This is a genomic window from Virgibacillus salinus (genome assembly GCF_900102415.1).
In the GTDB taxonomy this organism is placed as follows: Bacteria; Bacillota; Bacilli; order Bacillales; family Amphibacillaceae; genus Lentibacillus; species Lentibacillus subterraneus.
Genome location: NZ_FNKD01000001.1, coordinates 322,677 through 343,391, shown reverse-complemented (window position 1 = coordinate 343,391; position 20,715 = coordinate 322,677). Strand labels below are relative to the sequence as shown.

The following is a 20,715-nucleotide window of genomic DNA, read 5'->3' as shown; positions in this document are numbered from 1 at the left end:
ATTTCCCTCCAATTAACAACATGTAATTCGTGTACCTTGTTCTTCCAATTCTTTTAATCTAAAAACCTGGTCAGGCAGTTGTTCTAGAAGCTGCTCAACAAATGGATAATATTCATTATTTTTATTTATCGAGTAAAAAATCCATTGCCCTCTTCTTTCTTCTTTTACCAATCCTACATCACGCAGTTTTCGAAGATGTTGACTAATGGATGGCTGACTTGCTTTAAAAATCTCAACAAATTCACAAACACAGCAATCATGATTATCAAGTATTTTAACCATGGTCAAACGCGTTTTATCACCCAATAATTTTAAAATTAATGCCGCACTATCTATTTCAATCTCTGTTTTCAGCAAAGAAACACCCCCCTTAACACTCGGATATAAATATATAATAATTTACTTATATATACAACCGAAAAGATTATTCCCGAACACGAATTCATTTACATAACCTTATATATGCTAGAATAATACTATTATCTTCAGGAGGTGAATAGTAATGGATTATAAGCTTGATCACATTGGAATTGCCGTTCGAAATTTAGAGGATAGTATATACTTCTATGAATCCATATTAGGCGGATCATTAATTGACCGGTATAAAAGCGATGCAAAAGGGGTGGAAAGTGAAATTGCTATCATGGAAATTGGTGGAGATCGAACCGAATTACTGGCACCAACTAATAACACCACCTCTCCTATTGCCCGTTTTCTAAAACAAAAAGGAAAAGGTGTTCATCATATTGCCTATCATGTTGGTGACCTTAATAAAGCACTGGATGACCTCAAAAACAGGAATATCCGTGTACTAGAAGATTCCTTACGCACTAATAAGCATGGAAGACGACTAATTTATTTGAATCCTGCTGACACAGATGGAACAATAATCGAATACTGTGATTATCCAAATTAATAAGAAACAATTGTAAGAAAATTATAAAGTTTAGTATACTGTTAGTATGTTATACAGATTGGGTAGATACATATGGAGGGATGTTGAATTGAACAAAAATTATATATATCTTATGGCTTTAATCGGCTCTATTATGGGCATTCTTGGATCAATAAGCTGGGTTTACTATGGGACATCCTTTATTGGAGGATGGATTGAAGGCGACATACAGTCCACCCCTTTTCAGCTCTCTGATAACGCAATGAAAACAGGTTTAATAATTGCATTCATACAAAGTATCATAACGATTTCCTTTTTCATCGTTACTTTAGTTAAAACAACACCAGAGAACCTGGAAAATGAGACCAGGCTGACTGGATTGTGGTTTTTATGGACAGGCATAGGAATTGCGGTTATCAATTTTTTTCACGTAATACCTTGTATTTTATTAATTCTAGCAGGAACTTATAGCATTAAAGAGACAAAAGAAACCGATAATCACACTACTGATCGTGAAATGGATACTAATGAGAATGGTCCTGGATACATCGAAACCTAAAAACGCGCGCATTTATAAAACAGAACATAAGAAAGGTGGTTTATAATGGATAATAAAGTCGAGTTAGGTAAAACAGGTTTATCTATTCATCCGGTTGGATTAGGAGCAAACAAGATTGGGGAAGAAAATAAAGAATCGAATACGGAATATGGCGGTAAAATTGTTTCTTCAGCAATTGAAAACGGCTTGAATTTTATTGATACTGCATTCATGTACGGTAAAGGGCTTTCTGAAGAGATTATCGGAAAAACATTAAAAGAAAATAACTGGAGAAATAACGTTGTACTAGCAACAAAAGGAGCTCATAAGTATACTGGCGACCAGGTAATCACCGATAACTCACCCGAATTTTTAAAGCAAACAGTGGAAGATAGCCTCAAGCGCCTGCAAACAGATGTTATCGACTTATTCTATATTCACTTTCCTGATGATAAGACACCTAAATTTGAAGCTATCGGTGCACTGAATCGGTTAAAAGAAGCCGGGAAAATCCGCTCGATTGGCGTTTCCAACTTTTCTATTGATCAGCTAAAAGAAGCAAATCAGGACGGTTATTTGGATGTTGTACAAGGGAATTATAACCTGCTTGACCGCTCAGCAGAAAGTGAACTTTTCCCATACTTTTCGCAACATGAAATATCCTTTGTTCCATATTTCCCTTTAGCATCCGGTTTATTAGCTGGAAAGTATACAAAAGATACGGTCCTTTCTGAATCACAAAAGAAACGACCTCAATTTCAGGGTGAAACATACATCCGTCATTTAGAAAAAGTCGAAAAGATCCGGGAGATTGCTGCGAAACACAATGTGGACGTTTCACATGTTGTACTGGCATTTTATTTATCCCGTGATCAAATTGATTCTGTTATTCCAGGTGCGAGAAATTCCAAGCAAGTAGTAAATAACTTAAAAGCAGCAGATGTAAAACTTTCTTCAGATGATATTCAAATCATTGATGAACTATATCCGCTGCATAAGAACTAGTATTGAACTTTAACTAGCGGACACAAAATCCGTTATTTCAATTAAAAGATGCTTTTAATTGGATAGGAGGACACACTGGACCTTATTTAACTTATATCAATTTAAAATAAGAGCATTTCTACTAAATAAGGTCTCTGGTGTCCGTTAACACTTTTATATTGTTCGTTTTCTGTAAAATAGCGTACCTGATGTCCGCCAATGTAATTTGCTTTTCCTCAATTAAGTATTTTCAATTTTGATGCCACCAAAACGTCCCCACAAACAAAAACTGCGGATAACTTAAATCAATGGCTTAACAAGATATTATTACTTACCAAAGGTATCGGGCATGAGTGCGGCAACAACTTCACCTTTTGCACAGCATATTTCCCCTGCATAAACTTCCGTATGTATCTTGAATTTCTTGGGATGTATCTCTTCCACCTTCCCAAATGCTTTCAGCGGAACATCCTGTGGTGTCGGTTTAACGAACTTCACCTCGAGTGATGCAGTTACAAAACGTGGTGGTTCTGCACCATCACCAGGTTCATTCCCGTTCTTCCGGTGCAGTGCCAGTGATGCTGAGCCTGTTCCATGACAGTCAATTAGTGATGCAATCAAACCACCGTAAACATAGCCAGGTATTGCCGTGTGTTCAGGTCGCGGCATGTATACAGTAATCGTTTGAGCACCATCCCAGCCAGTCCGAAATTGATGACCCTTTATATTTAATCGACCACAACCATAGCAATGTGAAAAATCATCCGGATATTCATCTTGAATTGCGTTTTCTATCTCTTGATTCATTCGTTTACCTCCTTTTTCTATTAGTATAGCATGGACTTTTGTCAATAATTTGTTTAATAAAATAATATAAATTACACAAACTAAACCTCAGCAGATTTATTAAGGAGGGTTAAAGATGGAATCGGAAGGATCACCTCATGATAAAACGAAGAAACACATGGAAGAACATCAACATCATAAAAAGCTAGCCGCATCAGAGTTAGGCGATTTATTTGAAAATTACCTAGGAGATTCTCTGTTTAAATGCGTATTTGAGCACCATCTGCAAGTTGTAGAAGATGAAGAAATTAAGGATTATATTGAGTTTGCTTTGGATATCTCAAAAAAACACCTAAATATAATTAAAGATATATATACAAAGGAGAATATTCCTATTCCAGTTGGCTTTGGAGAACAGGATATTAGAAAAGAAGCACCGCGATTGTTTAGTGATATGTTTATGGTCTTTTATATTACGGAAATGACTAGAGCCGGGTTATTAACTTATGGTGGTGCGCTTTCAAGCTCATCCAGACAAGATATTATCGACTATTTTGATATGTGCATCCAAGATACTTCCAAAACTTACCGAAGAGGGATTGAGTTATTACTAGCAAAAGGGATGGATATCCTGCCGCCTAATATTCCGTACCCTTCAAAAGTTGACTTCGTTGATAGAAAATCCTTTACTTCAGCTATCAACGCAAAAAATAGACCCTTATCCGCACAGGAAATTAAGCATTTGCAAGTTAATATTAACTCAAATACACTAGGTAAATCCTTCATGCTTGGATTCAGCCAAGTTGCTTCTTCTGATAAATTAAGAAAATATTTCTATGAAGGTGCTCAATTAGCAGATAAGCAAATTAAACAACTGGGTTCCGTCCTTATACAAGATAACTTGCCTTCTCCAAAGCTAATGGACGCGCACGTAACTGATTCTACTACACCACCATTTTCGGATAAATTAATGCTTTATCATACAACATTGTCTAACGGTATCGGAATACAATACTATGGACTGGCTGTTTCCAAAATTTTGAGACATGACATCCATGCAAAACTAGCTACACTTACAGCAGGAATTGCCAAATACTCAAATCAAGGCGTAAATATCACCATTAATAATGGTTGGTTAGAGGAACCTCCAACAGCTGCTGATCGTAAAAAGCTTTCTAAAATGTCTCCCGGAAACCCACCGAATAATTTTAGAAATTAATTAAAGTGGAATTAGGAAACTTGGCAGTCATTAAAGGGATTCTTGAAAGCGTATTTTGCTTTCTAAGAACCCCTTATACTCTGGAGTCCAAGCCTTTCGTATGGCAGTCCTTCTGATTAGGACTACTACGTTAAAGTATGACAATTACATTAATCGTAAGGGCATGTATGGAGTTTTGCCGTTAATTTGCGCTATATCCCTTACCTCCTATCCCTGGTTAACTTGCCGAATAAACTCTTTCATCAATCCGGGCAGGTCTGGCCAAGCATGTCCTGAAATCAAGTTCCCATCTGTGTGAAGTGGCTCATCAATATAAGTCGAACCAGCAGCTTCCACCTCAGGCTTACAAGCTATATAGGCAGTCATTTCCCGGCCATGCAGATGCTCCCTGACAGTCGTTAATACGAGACTTGCGTGACAAACTGCTGCAATAGGTTTTTCAGTTTCAAAAAAATGACGAACGATAGCTGGCACATGCTCATTTAAGCGAACATGCTCAGGGGCACGTCCACCAGGAATTATTAATGCATCATAATCTTCAGGATTGATTTCATCAAAACTGGCGGTTGCATCAATCATATAGCCTTCCTTCTCGGTATATGTTTCCCAGCCGATAAAGTCATGGACAACAGTATGCAGCTTTTTAGCCGAACCCGCGGCAATTGTTGTTTCATAACCTTCCTCCAGACAACGAAAATAAGGATAATAGATTTCCAACGATTCAACAGCATCACCAGCAATGATCAAAATTTTCTTTGACATTTAAATAACCTCCCAAATAGAATTTAAGACTTACTTAAATATATTCTATTTGCAAAAAATTAATCCTTTAAAAATTTACCGTCCCATTACTGTATTTTTCAGCTGTCCAATCTTTTCTACTTCTATTTGTACGACATCCCCGTCCTTTAAAAATTGTGGTGGGTCCATGGCCACACCTACACCATTTGGAGTTCCCGTCAGGATAATATCTCCCGGCTTCAATGTAATTAGATTGGAAATAAACTCAATCAGAAACGGAATATCAAAAATTAACTTATTTGTATTGGAAGATTGACGTTCCTCTCCATTCACAGTTGAACGAATCGATAAGTTACCGGGATTCCCTACTTCATCAGCTGTAACAATCCATGGACCAACTGGAGTACTTTTATCCAAGGTTTTCCCCTGCAGCCACTGAGGCGTTCGTTTTTGCAGATCACGTGCAGATGTATCATTGCCAATCGTGTAACCGGCAATGTAATCCAGGGCATCCTCTTTTTTAACTTGTGACGCTTCTTTTCCAATAACGACTGTCAGTTCAGCTTCATAATCGAGTTTCTGTGTAACATTCCTTTTCTCAATCACATCTTCAGGTCCAATAAGCGCATTTGAAAATTTTGCAAACAGAACAGGAAACTCAGGAACGTCACTTTCCATCTCAACTGCATGTTCGGCATAATTCTTTCCTACACAAATAATTTTCGCAGGTGCAGGAATAGGTGTGGATAGTAATATTTCCTCCTGATTTAGACTAAAACCTTCTGTACTATTTGTTTTAGCATAAGTATATGCTTCTTTGGCTTTATCAATCAATTGATTTCCAGCAGCAAAAAAGTGCGTTGGATCAACAGGAAGCAGCTTTTCTAAATCATTACTAAGATCTGTTTCCTGCTTTGAAAGAAGTAATTGACGATAGGCTTCCTGCAGGTCAATTACCTTCTCATCTAGCATAAACCCAACCCGAAACGAACTTGGTCTTTCTTTTATTTTATAGCTTACTAATTTCATCACAAACACCCCTCTTAGAGTTTTAATCCCAGTTTTTGATCTTTTGAATAATTTTTTTATTAAAAACTGAAATTAGTGTATCTTTTCCATCTGATGTTTTTTGCTTATGCCATTCATTGTAACTTGCAACTGCGATCAATATGGAACCCGTAATAAGCAGATACATCCACCATGGCAGGTTTCCCCAATATGGTCTGGTTTGCAGAAATACATTTAATAGCAGTACTCCTGTTCCAACAAAGAAGAAGGACTTCATTTGATAGGCCATACCACCAATAATGGATACAAGGGCGAGGGTCCCAACAATCAACGCGTCATAAATCGTTGAACTTGCCATCCCATCCTGAATTAAAAGAAGCGAAACGATAACTAGGACTGCCCACTGTACATTGTTGATGAGTGTCTTTAAGGAATTGTCAGCAACCTTTTTAAGTAAAATAACGAGAACGACCCATGGCAGGACATACATTTCCCTTTCCATCAGCTCAGGTAAATCACTATTAACCAATATTGAATAATAGGGTTGCAGTAAATAAGCACAAGCAACAAATATAACCCATTTCGGCGCTGCAAAAGGAATACGATTATTTTGCAGCAATAAGCTTCCGACTAGTAGTAGCCCCGGCAGCAGCTTTGTCCATAGATCTTCTGTCGTCCACAGATATAAGCTTCCTGCAGCAATGAAGCCAACAACCGTATACCAATCAATACGCAGCGGCTCTCCTTTTTCTTTTGCACCTTGAAAAACCAACTGATAAAACTGCTTTCCAACAAGCAAAACTATCAGCACGAATCCCGTTACGGCAACCTGCATAGAATAATCCCATTCCAGTTGGTCGTAGCTGTATAAGAGCATCCCCTGATATAGAAGAAGAAGGGGGATTGCATTGAGGAAATCCCATTTTTCCTTATGCAAAATCCATAACAGACCAATTCCATACAGAACTGTTACAACGAATAACAGTAAGTCAAATGGGCTTATCGATGTGAAAACCCTGATTCCGATCAGAGAGAATGGTACTATATAAAAAGCAATTCTTCGTCCCAAGGATCTATTACTGAGATACCATCCGACAGCAAGTACACCACTTGTTATTAAGAAGGCATAATGAACATGATTATTCCAATCCAATAAAAGCATGGCCAGACTAACGGTTATCCAAAATGACGTGAAGCACGCATATAAAAAGGTATTTACCTTCCATCCAACATTTACTTTAAGAACACTTATACCATAAATCACAGCAGCCAAAAGAAATGCCCAGACTGCCTCTTCACCATTAAACATGTAAGTAACAAGTAAAGAAAACGGCAAGTAAATATGTCCAATCCACCAAAAGGCTTTCACAATTTTGCGGTCCTCGTTTCCGATGAATATTCCAGTACCCAAAAGTAGTAGTGAACCAACAACAAATTGCAACGAATGATACAGATCAGACTGGATATTAAATTGCGTATGAACCGCATACAACACGGTAAAATAAAATAATAAAGAAGTCCCACTGATCAGATAAGGCATGACTATCCACTTTGTCTTTCTATACAGTAAATAGGCCATTCCAATTCCGCCAAGGACAATCAATGCACGAAAATTGTCATCGAAGTCATATAAGAAAGTCCTCATCATTCCAATAACGTAAAATCCTTGAGCCACAAAAAAGGCATTTTCAGAAAAGGCCTTTCGTTTAAGCTTTTTCCATAAAATACTTATTACCAGAACAATAATTCCTGCTAATACCAGATGCCCAGCATCCACAGAAATTGCAGCAACGAAAAATTGATCTTTTGTAAAAAAAGAAACGACTGCAAGACCGATAGAAAGTGCATGAATCCAGGAAGCGATTCTATTACTTGTAAAAAAGACTCGATGTTCAAATTGGTCCATGAAAAGGGAAACTATAGCTAACAATAGAAACATTGTACCTACTTGCCACCAGCTGACAACTCCAAAATGGAGCAGTATAGAAAGAACCATCACAACTCCGCCAATATCACGTGAGCTCCGATTAATCAGTTGGAAGAAATCAAGCTTCATGAAGCAACCAAATACAATGTATAAGAAAAGGCCAGCTATAAACATTGGTAAACCTAAGTACTCATAATCAAATAGATCGCGGACTAGTAAAACCACTTCATAGAATGCAGCCATGAAAAATACTGGACTTAGATATGAAAACAGCGTTCGTTTCACCTTGTTTGTTAAATATGTAAAATTTAGGGCTATGATTAAATACGCAAGTAGTAAAACAAATGATGGTACATTCATATTCATGAGTATGCCCTCTAAACTTATAAAAACAAATGCACCAGCTGAAACGATTGCGCTCGTAAATTGGAAGGCTTTTTGCAGTGAACTGCTATCCTTTATAAAATTCGGCAGTACCACAAACACAAAGCCTAGCAGCGCATACACAATCGCCCCAACCTCATTCAATGTTGAGAACTCAATCAATTGATAGGCACCGTATACTAACAACGCACTAAACACGAAATGATATTCCTTATGGTTTGTCACAAATATCATGGAAAAATATATAACTGCTGTAAGCATCAGGTTAAAGCTATAAATCAGTTCACTTTCATAAAATACAAGCATCAGTAAAGTAGACAAAATTAAATTTGCCTGAATATATAGGACAAACTCCTGTGTAAACAACTGAAAACGTCCCTGCTTGTCTGCATAATGATACGCCGCGATGAGTACTGCGTTAAATGCTATAATCCCCAAGTAAAAACCGTCGACAGACATGCCCAAGGATGCTATAAGAAACCCGGCAAATACCGTAAACGTTACAAAAGAAAACCACACAAATAAACGTGATGCTAACTTTATGGAGAGGAGTAAGTACACAGGCAGAATCACAAGGCTCCCAGCTGCTCCGTATAGATATCGTCCCTCACCAGAAAATGAAAAATAAGCGCCAAATAACTCAAAATAGCCTAGAGACAATATGACAATCGGCAAAAACAGACTACCAAGTACATGAAATGCAAATGCAGTCTTTTCTATTTTTAATATACGTGTTGTAAAATATGCCAGACCGAAGAACAGTAATGATACGAGACCAATAAATCCTGTTTTCTTCCAGTCTGTCAACGTATCCCAAGTGCTTGTAGCAAGAACCAGTCCCCCAATCAGCAGCAAAACCACCCCAAGGATTAGAGACCATGTAATATTCCGATCACGGATTTCCTGTGATGAAAGAACTTTTTTGGCCTTTTTTGGCTTTGGTGCTTTTGGTACTGACTGCTTTTTTACCTTTTCCACGTTCTGTCCCGATATCTGTTGCCTGTCTTCCTGATCAATATAATACTGGTTATGAGCATGCAAAACATCCAAATATGTTCCATTGTCTATGTATTGTTTCTCTTCCAGCTTCTTCAACTCTTCCTCTACAATCTTCTGTCGCTGTTGAGCGTGCAAATGATTCAAGAAATCACCTCTATCTAAACATTACGTAATTTGGGGAATTGGCTGCGAAAAGTAAACAGCTACACGGACTTTCCGGAACATATTGGAGAAGGAATAACCCGTACTTAAGAAAACCCACTGCAACGCTTTTTTTATCGAAATATTTGAAACATTATTATATCATATAATGGTGCCTGTCTGTCATAATTATCCACATCTATAATGTCAATCCTCGTTCCGTTAAATGGACAAAATCAATAGAATATGAGGTTTAAAAAGACAAATAACGGAACGAGGTTCCAGACAGGTCTGCAAATCAGGGGCACTAATTATTATGGGGTTTGAATTTGGATTCGATAAACAAGTTTATTCGATACATTACAGATAACTTTATACTTTTGCGTTAAATCCATCGTTTGGTTCAGTGTACTTTTTTTAGTAACTTACTAACAATCGGGTTTGCAACCAGCGTTTTTTTCATTGCAAATCTTGCAATCGGCTGTGCGAGCAAAGCACACTTTTGTTAAATAACGAACTTAAAAACGCTCAGATTTAATCTGAGCGTTTCAATATGTTTTTAACATTTACTCCCCCGTAACTGAACCCGAGACCTTTATTTCTTAATGTTTCTCATTTGTCCAAACACGATCAAAGTTCGAGTTTTGCGGAAATTTCTCTCCAGCCTTTAGCTTAACTCTTTTCGGATCATTGACATTGTTGCCTGTCTCCCCAATTTCTCTATAAACACCATTGTTCGGTGCTTTTTGCCCAAAACGAAAATGACTGTATTCACCCATTTCAATCACTCCTTATCCTTATTCGTTCTTATTATGGCTAATTGCCCAGCCATTCATTCTTAGAAAAATTGGCTTATCGTTAAAGGGATACAAGGAGCGTCTTTTATCAGACTCGTGAAACTACCACGTACTATAGACTTCTGAACATTCATCTGCTGTTGGCTCATAAAAACAGTGAAGCTTATATCGCCCCACTATGGGTTGATCATACCATGTAGCTGGGCAATCAGCTGGAGGTCTGAAATACCATAAACTATATTTAGCTGGCCAGCGCCTTTCCCCGTTAATTACTCTGCGTGCTAACCGTTTTTCACTTTCTCTTGCTCTTTTATAAAAAGTACCATGTTGAAGTGCTTCATATGCAGTTGGCTGGTTAATTACTTGTGGCAATGTGCGTAATCCTTCAAAATCGGAACAATCTACTCTGGCTCGGTTTACTGTTACAGCACCAACATGCAACATGCCTAACTTCCCTTCTCCTACAGCTTCTGCTCGAAGAAGCCTTGCCAAGAGATTGATATGATAATTTGTAGCCTTCACAACGGCCATTTTTCCACCTCCGTTTAACACCTACTTTTATAAGTATTAAAAAGGCGGTAACATAGTGCCTGTTTATGTATAAATCTACAGCTTAATTCTTAAACTTAACCTAAAGCAGCGGAAACATGAAAGACCCCGGTAGCGAGGTGCAAGCTAAGGAGTTTTTCAGCTTGCTCGGCGGATTAGCGAGTATATTTACAATGCGGTATTAACCAGCCTAAACAACTCTTTTCTAGACGAAGTTTATAAAGATAATAGCAGTAATAAGAACCAAAGCGATAATTGAAACGAATAAGAGAGAAAGTTTACGGGAAATATTTGCCTTCTGCAGATCCTGCCAATTGTTTGGTTTAATACCGCTTAGCCAAAAGACGATAACTGCTGAGAGCATTATAGAATTAACATTGACCAATAATAGAATAAAAGGAACAATAGCCTCCTCCCATCTAGCCGCGCCAAGGTTCATACCCAGCACTACAGCAGGTGGCACTAATGCAACTGAAACCATAACACCCACAAGAGCACCCTCATTCCTTTTAATAAAAGAAAGCGCTCCTGCAGCGCCAGAAGCTAGGGCAGCAATGACATCAATGATCTGAATGACTGTTCTAGATAGAAACTCATCACTATTTACAGGCGCATTGAAAAGAAAACTAAATACACTAGCAACTAATACAGGAACTCCTAATCCAAATAACGATGTCAGTATAGACCGACGCAGTAACTTAAAATCGCCTAGTACAGAAGCAAATGAACCAGCAGTAACAGGACCAATGATCGGAGCAATTACCATAGCACCGATCACAACAGCAGGACTGCTCTTTATAACACCCACCGTCGCAACAAATGCAGAGAAAACGATAAACCACATATAGCTGACACTCATATGGCTTGCTTCAGTAATTGTCGTGAATAATTCGTGACGGCTTGCTCGCTGTAAATCTTTTTCTTCATCCTTAGGTTCCTTTTTTTCCCTGGGAAGATACGTTTGAACAGGCAGCAACATAACTTGATAAGCATCGCTCTCGTTAGGTATCTTCTCCAAATAATTAAGAATTTGTTCAACATCATTTGTTTCCACAAGAATCCGAGTCAGCTTCTGATCTGTAAATTTTTCAGAAACCCAATACGATACAACAGAGAAATTATTCTCAATATCTTCAATATCTAAAAAATCCGGTGGCGCGTAAATTTCGAGCAATTGTAATTTCATCGTTAATTCGTCTCCTATTTGCTTAGAAAACTTGGCATATCGCCATATCTTAATGCGACAGCCTTAGTTACACTTATCTTAACTGCTAAGAAAGATCCTACGCCTTATTGTTACCCCTTTCGTGCTTCTTCATGACGAAAAACACAATTTTTCATTTTTGGCTTTGAAAACTTGGATTATCATTAAAGTGTTCTTAAATACTAAAAAAAACCCTTCTTATATTTAAGAAGGGCCATAAATTTAATACTCGCCTATTATATCTAATACATCCTCGACTAATGACGGATCTACAGCCTTATCAAAGTCTACTTCCCCTTTAATAGCACCATTTTCTTTATACATATTGTATTGTTTCTTGATATCTTCGGTGAACATACGACCATCTGGATTCAAGCCTGTAACGGCAACCTTATTCCATATGGCTGGATCCTTAAGTGCTGTGTGTTCCGTCATAATGTTAATAATCTCTTCCTTTTCACCTTCATCTTTGACAAACACATCATTATAATCACGAACACCTTTTAAGTAGCCTGCCATAAATCGTAAAGCTACTTCTCGACGTTCATTAAGAAACTCTGGTGAACCTAAGACCATTGCGATTTGAGCCTTTGGAGCAAAGTCAGTCACATCCCCAAACTTAACGTGTAAGTCCTGTTCAATTCCTTGTGTTATCAAGGGCTCTATTTGCAGCGCTGCAGCGATTTGATTATTTCCAATCGCAGACATCATATTTCCAAAGTCGGACATTAAGGTAAACTCCACATCATCCCTCGTTAACCCAGCATGCTCTAACATCCGCTCAAATATATAATCATCAACTGCGTTTTTTGTGGAAACAGCTATGCGTTTTCCTTTTAAGTCCTTATAATCTTTAATTTCATCCTGCAGATCCTTTCGTAGAACAAAGGTAAAATAAGAATTACCCATAACGTTATGACCTTTATCAGCTATCATGCGAACGTCAATACCTTGGGCAATGGAGTTAAAAAATGATGCTGAAGATATACCTCCTGCCACATCAATCTTTCCAGCAGCTAGAGCTGGCAGCATTTCATCACTATTACCAAATTTAACGAATTCAACGTTTATGTTGTATTCCTCAAAATAGCCTCTTTCCTTGGCAATATAAAATCCTGCGCCAGATGCGGAACCATCCTCAGCAATTGTTACAGTAACAGGTTCTGCAAGTGGATCAAGTGGCCCTTCCGAACTAGAGTCTTCAGTAGTGCTATCCTGATCCTTCTCTTTTCCTGGATCTGTATTTTGGTCATCTTGTGTGTCGTCTTTAGGTTTAGTCTCTGAATTAGCACAACCTGCTAAGGCAAGCGTTACAATTATGAAAAAGACACCAATTAACTTTAACCATTTTCCCCTCATGATTAATCAACCTTTCTGTTCTTTGGTTTTACGATCATTTTGTACTTCTCTTTGTAGATGCTTCCATATATCAACGAACTGCTCTGCCATTTCCGGGTTTGACCGGACATCCTCAATCGTCCTTGGACGTGGTAAATCAATTTTCTTCTCGCTCAAGATTTTGCCTGGCTGCGCACTCATCAATAATACTTTGTCACCTAACAACAATGCCTCATCAATGCTATGTGTAATGAATAATACAGTTTTCTTTGTTTCTGCCCAGATGGCGAGCAATTCTTCTTGAAGAATAAATTTATTTTGTTCATCCAATGCCGCGAACGGTTCATCCATCAATAGTATTTCCGGATCGTTGGCAAAGGCTCGGGCAATGCTTACCCGCTGCTTCATTCCTCCAGATAATTCTTTTGGAAACAGCTTTGCAAACTGCTTTAATCCAACCTTATCTAAATAGTAATCTGTTTTCTCTTTCACTATTTTCTTCGGAAGGTGACGCATCTTTAATCCAAAGGCAACATTTTCTTCAACTGTCTGCCACGGAATTACACCACGTTCCTGAAATACCATTGATTGCAGAGGTTTAGCATCATCTGACTGATGAATTTCAAATGTTCCTGTACTTGGTTTTTCTAAGCCAGCTAACATTCTTAATAGTGTCGTTTTTCCACACCCACTTGGTCCAAGTAAACAAACAAATTCACCGTCCTCAATATTAAGTGATATATCCTTTAATGCTGTTACACTTTCATTTCGTTTATAAAATACTTTTGTTAACTGATTAATTGTTATTTTACTCGGCTGTGCCATTGTCAAATTGACCCTCCTTATGATTTAATTTGGCTATCTCCACGGAATCAATTTACTTTGCAGTCCTCTTAGAAGTAAGGAGAAGAAGTAGCCAAAGAAGGAAATGAGCACAAGACCTACATACATTTCGGTTAATAAAAAGGCCTTATAATTTACCCAAATTAGATAACCGATCCCGCTGTTTGCTGCAACCATTTCAGCAGCCACAATCGTTAACAAGGCAATCGCCTGCCCCATTTGAATTCCTTCCAGCATAACAGGCAAGGAGCCAGGTAGTGCAATTTTAAAGAAGAAATCCTTAGCACTTGCCCCATAATTCCTAGCAACATCAATATAAATCCTGTCAATATTTGTTACCCCTGCAGCTGTGTTAATGACAACAGGAAAGAAAACACTGATTGCAATGATCAACATCTTGGAAAACTCACCAATTCCAAAAATAATGAGAATAATCGGTAACATCGCTAATGTTGGAATTGGCATTAATGCCATAACTAACGGTGAGAAAAAATGCCGTATCGGTGAATACATTCCCATTAATAGCCCAAGAGCTATCGCTGGGATTACTCCAAGCACAAAACCCGAAAAGATACGATATAAACTAATTTTAATGTGGATAAATAACTCGCCGCTTGTTCCCATCGTAATTAACGTCTTGATTATTACAGAAGGTGGAGGGAAAAAGCGCGGGTCTATGACACTTGTTCTTGATAAGATTTCCCATAAAACCAAAATGAAAATAGGAGATGAGATTGTTAACAAACTCTTCAACCTTTGATTACGTTGTCTTTTTTGCCATTCATTACGTTCTAGCTGAACAGCAGATTGACTGTTCCCCATATCCTCACCACCTCTCATGCACTATGCTATGCATCCGCCCAGAAAGTGGTGATGAATTATACAAGCCATTTTGCTTAGAACCCATTCTACATAGCGTTCTTCTTCATAACTTGATTGTGGGAAAACCAAAAATGCGAGGTGACAAATACAGATGGCAAAATATAATATTTACCAAGATCAGGTGAAGAACTTCAAAATGTGGAATATAACGTAAGTCATGATACAGGAAGCCCAACGTGCCGTCAGGAGCTTAATGACTATGCTTTAAACAAAATAAGGTGATTCAACAGCCCGCATTTTTCGCGAGCAATTGAACCACCTCTTTGGCTTATCCTAAGATTGCACGATCATTTTCAAATTGTTGACCTCTAATTCGTTGGAATTCATGCAATAATTTTTCGATTGTTAGTTTCTGTTTTTCTTCGCCTTTTACATCTAAAATAATTTGTCCCTTATCCATCATAATCAAACGATTCCCTAAGTCTAAGGCCTGTTGCATGTTATGGGTAACCATTATTGTAGTTAAATCGAACTTATCCACTACATCTTTTGTTAGATTTTTAATTAACTCCCCACGAGAGGGATCAAGTGCAGCAGTATGCTCATCTAATAGTAATATATTTGGTTCGGTAAACGTAGCCATCAACAATGATAATGCCTGCCGTTCTCCCCCAGAAAGCAAGCCTACCTTAGCTGATAAACGATCTTCTAAGCCGAGATTCAATGTTTTCAAGTAGTCCCGAAACAATTCTTTTCGCTTTTTTGTTACCCCAATTCGCAGCTTTCGTTTTTTATCGCGTGCATAGGCCATGGCTAAGTTCTCTTCAATTGTCATGGTTGGGGCTGTACCTGCCATCGGATCCTGAAAAACCCTTCCAATATACTTTGACCGCTTGTATTCTGGCAAGCTTGTAACATTTTTTTCATCTACATGAACAAACCCTACATCAGGAATAAGTGTTCCAGAAATTACATTCATCAAGGTCGACTTTCCAGCTCCATTACTGCCAATGACAGTAACAAATTCGCCTTTTTCCATCGTTAAGTTCACCTGTTGCAGTGCCTTTTTCTCATCGGGTGTATTTTCATTAAACGTTATTGAAATATCACTAAGATCTAACATGTTAACCCCCCTCTGCCACAGTACTGTTCAGTTCTTTTCGCTTTTGCTGACGCCGCTTTTTTTCTTTATGTGATTTAATTATTTTCGGGGTAATTAAGGCCGCTACAACAAGTAATGCGGTAATTAATTTCATATCACCCGTTTCTAAAAACTCAACACGTAAAGCAAGGGTTACCACAATACGGTAAATAATCGCTCCACCGATTACGGCAATCGTGGTAATGGCGATTGTCCGTTTTCCAAACAGGGCTTCCCCAATAATCACCGAAGCAAGACCAGTAATAATCATCCCAATTCCAAGCCCAACATCGGCAAATCCGCCATACTGGGCAACTAAAGCTCCAGATAAGGCAACAAAGGCGTTAGAAACACCAAGACCCAGAATAATTAATGTATCCGTGTTAGCCGATAAACTTCGTATCATTTTTTGATTATCTCCAGTAGCTCTAATTGCAAGTCCTACCTCAGTTTTAAGAAAATAATCGGTCAATAGCTTGATGAAAATGCTAACAAATATCATAAAAATAAGAATAGCCCATGTACTGGGTACTTGAGCTGAGCCTAGCGTCTTTAACATGCCATTGAGCGCTTGATCAAAACCTGTTCCTTTCCAAAATCCTTCCACTTGCGTAAAAAGTGTTGATTCATTAAGGAGGGATAAATTCGGCCGACCCATTATCCGTAGATTAATAGAATAAAGTGCAATCATCATGATAATACCTGATAATAATGGGTTTATTTTTCCCTTTGTATGAAGAACACCTGTTATACTGCCTGCTACAAATCCGGCTATTGTACCCAAAATTGTGGCTGTTACAGGATCTGTTCCATTTATAATAGAAATGGCAGCGACAGCACCGCCTGTTACAAAACTTCCATCCACTGTTAAATCAGGGAAATCTAAGATACGAAAGGATAAGTACACACCAAGCGCCATTATCGCATATATAATTCCTGATTCAACTGCTCCAAACATTGATATAAACACAAGATGTCCTCCTCTCTACAGCAAAGGATACAATTGGCCCCTCTAAGAAAGGGACCAAATTCCTATCTCTTTATTCAGGCTCAACGAACTGAGCTTTTTCATCCCATTCTTCGTTCCACTCAATGCCTTGTTCCTCTGCTGCTCCTTTATTAATAAACAATTGCATTTCTGCTGGGTATTCTACCGGAATATCCGCAGTTGTCTTTTCGCCTGTTAACACTTCTACAGCCATTTCACCTGCACGAGTACCAATTGTATGATAATCGATTCCGTATGTGGCAAAACCACCTTTTTTGAGTGAGTTTGGTTCACCAACAATCAATGGAATATCCTGATCATTTGCTACACCAACGACACTATCTAATGCCGATACAACAGTGTTATCCGTAATAATATACATAACATCTACTTCACCTACAAGTGTTGTCGCTGCTTGTTGTACCTCAGCAGATGTTGAAACAGTACGCTCAGCTACACTTAAACTTGTGCCTTCAACTTCTGCCTTCACAGCTTCTATCTGTGATACAGAGTTTTGCTCACCAGAATTATAAATAAGCCCAACCTTCGAACCCTCAAAGTACGTATCGATAAAGTTTACCGTATTCTTAATCGCATCCGGATGAAGGTCGAGTACTCCCGTAATATTTTCTCCCGGTTGATCCATCCCGTCTACTAGACCAGCTCCCACTGCATCCGTAACAGATGTAAAAATAATCGGAATGTCCTGTGTCACCTGCAATGCACTTTGGGCACTCGGTGTCGAATTGGCAAATATTAAATCAACATTATCTGCCACAAAGTTCTGTGCTATAAGACTTGCATTGTTTTGATCATTCTGTGCGTTCTGAAGATCAAACTCTACATCCAGACCCGCTTCCTCAACCGCTTGTTTAAACCCATCATAAGCAGCATCCAGCGATGGATGTTCAACAATTTGAGTTGCCCCTATCGTAAAGGATTGTTTATCCTCTCCTGGATTAGCATCTTGATCAGTTCCATCCCCTGACCCTGAAGTCTGCTCTCCTTCAGCATCTTCACTGGTTCCACAAGCCACCAATGATAGTAAGCTAATCAAAGCTATAATTAGAAAAGCCAGCCAATTTTTCTTCATTTATTTACCCCCTGTATTCTCCGTTTTTTAGAAACTTTCAAAAGATTTATGCCATATTATATCACAGAACAAAATTGATAACATTGTTTTTATACATTAATTTTCATAAATATAAAACTTTCAGGGCTTTTTAGTGATTTTATTAGTACTTTATATGAATATTTATTCGCGACAGCTTATTGATTAATAAAAAAATGAACCCTTCCTTGTGTTCAGAAAGGATTCATTTATATATATATACTTAGTACTCTTATATTGTGCTTTAAGTTCACATCTTTTTAATCTATCACCTAGATTAATACCTTTACTCTACATCGATCAGGAAGACTCTATCATTAAATCCACCGCGTTGTTCGGCTTTTTTCTCGCGAATCTTCTCAACCTCTTCCATAGAGCTTTCATGCACATTTGCTAGTGTATGCATTAATTCAAGCAAGTCAGCTAGCTCATCTAAAGCATCTGAGTCATTATCAGCAGCTAAATATTCCTGCAGTTCCTCCTTGGTCTTCTTTCTAAGTTCTTTTATATAATCTTCATCAGAAAGCGTTGCAGTATTTGCCTTCTTCCCCGTCATTGCAATGATTCCCGGTATTTTATCTCGTATTAGCTTGTTGTATGTTGGCATTTGGCACTCTCATTTCGTTTTTTTATTCAATTCAATTTTCGATAAGTGAAAAAGAGGGTTATTTTCCCTTTTTATTATTTTCACTTGATTTAATGCGATATAAGTATCTATCATATTAGAAAAATTGGTTTATTGCCAAGCCTTAGGTTGCACTGTTTATGCAGTAAGAGATTATTTATGTTTTCTCAAGTGCCAAAAGACTAAACGCCACTATAGCATCCAGCCTCCTATATCACTTATAATCTTCCTCATCCTTTAAAAAATTATCGTAATGCTCCATTTCCTTATAACGTTGCTGCTGGCGATAGCCGTACATAATATTTCGCACAACTTTATCACTTTCAAGTCCTGACCCGATTGCGCCTACTACAGTAGCAACAGAAGTAACAAGCCATGTTAAATGGAAATAGTATTTAAAACCGACTTCTCCCTCAAGTCCTACTGTCTCGGTAAATACTTCTGGTGGGACAAAAAAGGCTACTGCAATCAAAAACAAAATATAGAGCATTGTATAGTAAACCAATACAGCAATTCCCAGAGTTATTACTGTAGCAGTGTTATATAGCAGTCTTAGTTTCCTGTGACTTTTCTTAGTAGGCTTCTCCCACAAATTATGAGCAAAAATAATCCAAATAATCATGCCCAGCATGGCTGCTAGCATCAACACAACAAAACGTGTGGGCCCGTAAGCGACACTAAGTTTCCAAAGGGAAGGAAATACTAGGCCGTAAGCACCGGTTGCGAATGCGATAGCAACTACACGTTTAAATGCAGGAATAATTGACCATGGTCTGTTTGCATGGGCCATACCAAAAAGTAGTCTTTGCCGTCCATTAACTCGCGGTACGACAATAAAACGTACATCGGCTTTTTCTATCTTATCAGGAGGATTAATTTTGCGAATTGGAGAAAAAGCGGAGTCACTTCTCAATAAACGCAAATTATTTAAGGCAGCACTATCTAAATCCTTATTTAAAGCCTTGCCATGTCCGTTTACTCGATAATATAATTCACTAACCATTTGAATGATTGCTTTTTCCACTCGTTTTCCTACAGGCAAAATTCCGAACGCTGGTATAGAAATTTGCGCTACCCCTTCTTTATCATTAACATCACCTAATACGACATCTTTCCCTGAAAAGATAGGAAGATCTGTCAGGCATACTGCATAATCCCAGTTATGTTCCTGTTTTAAATCAGTTGCTCTATTAATGATCTCGTCCACTTTTTCTGCAGCTCCTGTAAGTGGATCACGAATTATTTCAACCTCCCACGAGAGGTTTTTATCAATATTACCGGAGAATGCATCTGGCAATTTGTCCACTAATTTATAAGCGATTGATTCTGGTAATTCAGGGGCTGGAATTATTCCTACGGTCATTTTCTTCAAATCAAAGATCCTCCCCTCTGCAGATTACAACTATTTCCTTATAATACCCGTTTTTTAGTCGCACAAACATTAAAATTTGGTTTATCAGGGTTGTGATTTGCACTTGGTGAAGCAGGAAAGTATAAATAGCATTCTAACTTGTATATCTGACTTAAATGGTACTTGTTTACTAGATTCAGTATCAAACCTCAACCAATCTTTACTTATAAAGTCAATTAAAGTACTATTTATAACAGGTTAAAATTTGTTAAATTTAAATTATTTAGATTAATATACAGTAACCTGATAGAGATTGCTAAACGA

At 38.0% G+C, this 20,715-nt stretch carries 20 protein-coding genes; 4 read left to right on the top strand and 16 right to left on the bottom strand.

Translation table 11 applies throughout. The features are described 5' to 3' along the window. Positions 1-12: 12 nt before the first annotated feature. A complete protein-coding gene (locus BLS02_RS01770) occupies positions 13-357 on the bottom strand; it encodes an ArsR/SmtB family transcription factor (protein ID WP_092491241.1) in 345 nt (114 codons plus the stop codon). 145 nt (positions 358-502) lie between these two features. Between BLS02_RS01770 and BLS02_RS01765 the strand changes: the two genes are divergently transcribed. From BLS02_RS01765 to BLS02_RS01755, 3 genes are all read left to right on the top strand, one after another. After that, on the top strand, positions 503-916 hold the full coding sequence (locus BLS02_RS01765; RefSeq protein WP_092491240.1) for a VOC family protein: 414 nt from the start codon (positions 503-505) through the stop codon (positions 914-916). Between the two features lie 88 nt (positions 917-1,004). Next, complete coding sequence (locus BLS02_RS01760) at positions 1,005-1,454, top strand: hypothetical protein (protein ID WP_092491239.1); 450 nt, start codon at positions 1,005-1,007, stop codon at positions 1,452-1,454. A 45-nt stretch (positions 1,455-1,499) separates the two neighbouring features. Further along, positions 1,500-2,438: an aldo/keto reductase gene (locus tag BLS02_RS01755; RefSeq protein WP_092491238.1), complete on the top strand. Its 939-nt coding sequence runs from the start codon at positions 1,500-1,502 to the stop codon at positions 2,436-2,438. A 306-nt stretch (positions 2,439-2,744) separates the two neighbouring features. On the opposite strand, the gene BLS02_RS01750 is transcribed toward BLS02_RS01755, so the two are convergent. Next, positions 2,745-3,224: a PaaI family thioesterase gene (locus BLS02_RS01750; RefSeq protein WP_092491237.1), complete on the bottom strand. Its 480-nt coding sequence runs from the start codon at positions 3,222-3,224 to the stop codon at positions 2,745-2,747. Positions 3,225-3,339: 115 nt separating this feature from the next. Here BLS02_RS01750 and BLS02_RS01745 point away from each other — a divergent pair, with 115 nt between their 5' ends. Next, a complete protein-coding gene (locus BLS02_RS01745; RefSeq protein ID WP_092491236.1) occupies positions 3,340-4,422 on the top strand; it encodes a DUF3231 family protein in 1,083 nt (360 codons plus the stop codon). A 207-nt stretch (positions 4,423-4,629) separates the two neighbouring features. Here BLS02_RS01745 and BLS02_RS01740 read toward each other — a convergent pair whose 3' ends face one another. From BLS02_RS01740 to BLS02_RS01675, 14 genes are all read right to left on the bottom strand, one after another. Then, positions 4,630-5,184: a DJ-1/PfpI family protein gene (locus BLS02_RS01740; RefSeq protein ID WP_092491235.1), complete on the bottom strand. Its 555-nt coding sequence runs from the start codon at positions 5,182-5,184 to the stop codon at positions 4,630-4,632. A gap of 75 nt (positions 5,185-5,259) precedes the next feature. After that, the gene (locus BLS02_RS01735) at positions 5,260-6,192 is read right to left on the bottom strand and encodes a fumarylacetoacetate hydrolase family protein (RefSeq protein ID WP_092491234.1); all 933 of its coding nucleotides are present in this window, start codon (positions 6,190-6,192) and stop codon (positions 5,260-5,262) included. Between the two features lie 22 nt (positions 6,193-6,214). Beyond that, the gene (locus BLS02_RS01730) at positions 6,215-9,625 is read right to left on the bottom strand and encodes a hypothetical protein (protein WP_092491233.1); all 3,411 of its coding nucleotides are present in this window, start codon (positions 9,623-9,625) and stop codon (positions 6,215-6,217) included. 599 nt (positions 9,626-10,224) lie between these two features. Then, on the bottom strand, positions 10,225-10,401 hold the full coding sequence (locus tag BLS02_RS01725) for a YjzC family protein (protein ID WP_092491232.1): 177 nt from the start codon (positions 10,399-10,401) through the stop codon (positions 10,225-10,227). A 120-nt stretch (positions 10,402-10,521) separates the two neighbouring features. Next, positions 10,522-10,950 carry a cell wall hydrolase gene (locus tag BLS02_RS01720; RefSeq protein WP_092491231.1) on the bottom strand — a complete coding sequence of 143 codons (429 nt, stop codon included), beginning with the start codon at positions 10,948-10,950 and terminating at the stop codon, positions 10,522-10,524. A 223-nt stretch (positions 10,951-11,173) separates the two neighbouring features. After that, entirely contained in the window at positions 11,174-12,154 is a 981-nt protein-coding gene (locus BLS02_RS01715; RefSeq protein WP_092491230.1) for a TIGR00341 family protein, read from the bottom strand. 240 nt (positions 12,155-12,394) lie between these two features. Beyond that, complete coding sequence (locus BLS02_RS01710; RefSeq protein WP_092491229.1) at positions 12,395-13,531, bottom strand: ABC transporter substrate-binding protein; 1,137 nt, start codon at positions 13,529-13,531, stop codon at positions 12,395-12,397. Positions 13,532-13,537: 6 nt separating this feature from the next. Beyond that, positions 13,538-14,335 (bottom strand): ABC transporter ATP-binding protein, encoded by a 798-nt coding sequence (locus BLS02_RS01705; protein WP_092492206.1) that lies wholly within the window; start codon positions 14,333-14,335, stop codon positions 13,538-13,540. A gap of 33 nt (positions 14,336-14,368) precedes the next feature. Further along, positions 14,369-15,175, bottom strand: a complete 807-nt coding sequence (locus BLS02_RS01700) for an ABC transporter permease (protein WP_092491228.1) — start codon at positions 15,173-15,175, stop codon at positions 14,369-14,371. 328 nt (positions 15,176-15,503) lie between these two features. Next, the gene (locus BLS02_RS01695; RefSeq protein ID WP_092491227.1) at positions 15,504-16,298 is read right to left on the bottom strand and encodes an ABC transporter ATP-binding protein; all 795 of its coding nucleotides are present in this window, start codon (positions 16,296-16,298) and stop codon (positions 15,504-15,506) included. 1 nt (position 16,299) lies between these two features. Next, the gene (locus BLS02_RS01690; RefSeq protein WP_092491226.1) at positions 16,300-17,286 is read right to left on the bottom strand and encodes an ABC transporter permease; all 987 of its coding nucleotides are present in this window, start codon (positions 17,284-17,286) and stop codon (positions 16,300-16,302) included. 70 nt (positions 17,287-17,356) lie between these two features. Continuing rightward, complete coding sequence (locus tag BLS02_RS01685) at positions 17,357-18,397, bottom strand: ABC transporter substrate-binding protein (protein ID WP_092491225.1); 1,041 nt, start codon at positions 18,395-18,397, stop codon at positions 17,357-17,359. A gap of 304 nt (positions 18,398-18,701) precedes the next feature. Continuing rightward, a complete protein-coding gene (locus BLS02_RS01680) occupies positions 18,702-19,022 on the bottom strand; it encodes a nucleoside triphosphate pyrophosphohydrolase (protein ID WP_092491224.1) in 321 nt (106 codons plus the stop codon). Between the two features lie 232 nt (positions 19,023-19,254). Next, positions 19,255-20,412, bottom strand: a complete 1,158-nt coding sequence (locus BLS02_RS01675) for a hypothetical protein (RefSeq protein WP_092491223.1) — start codon at positions 20,410-20,412, stop codon at positions 19,255-19,257. Positions 20,413-20,715: the final 303 nt, after the last annotated feature.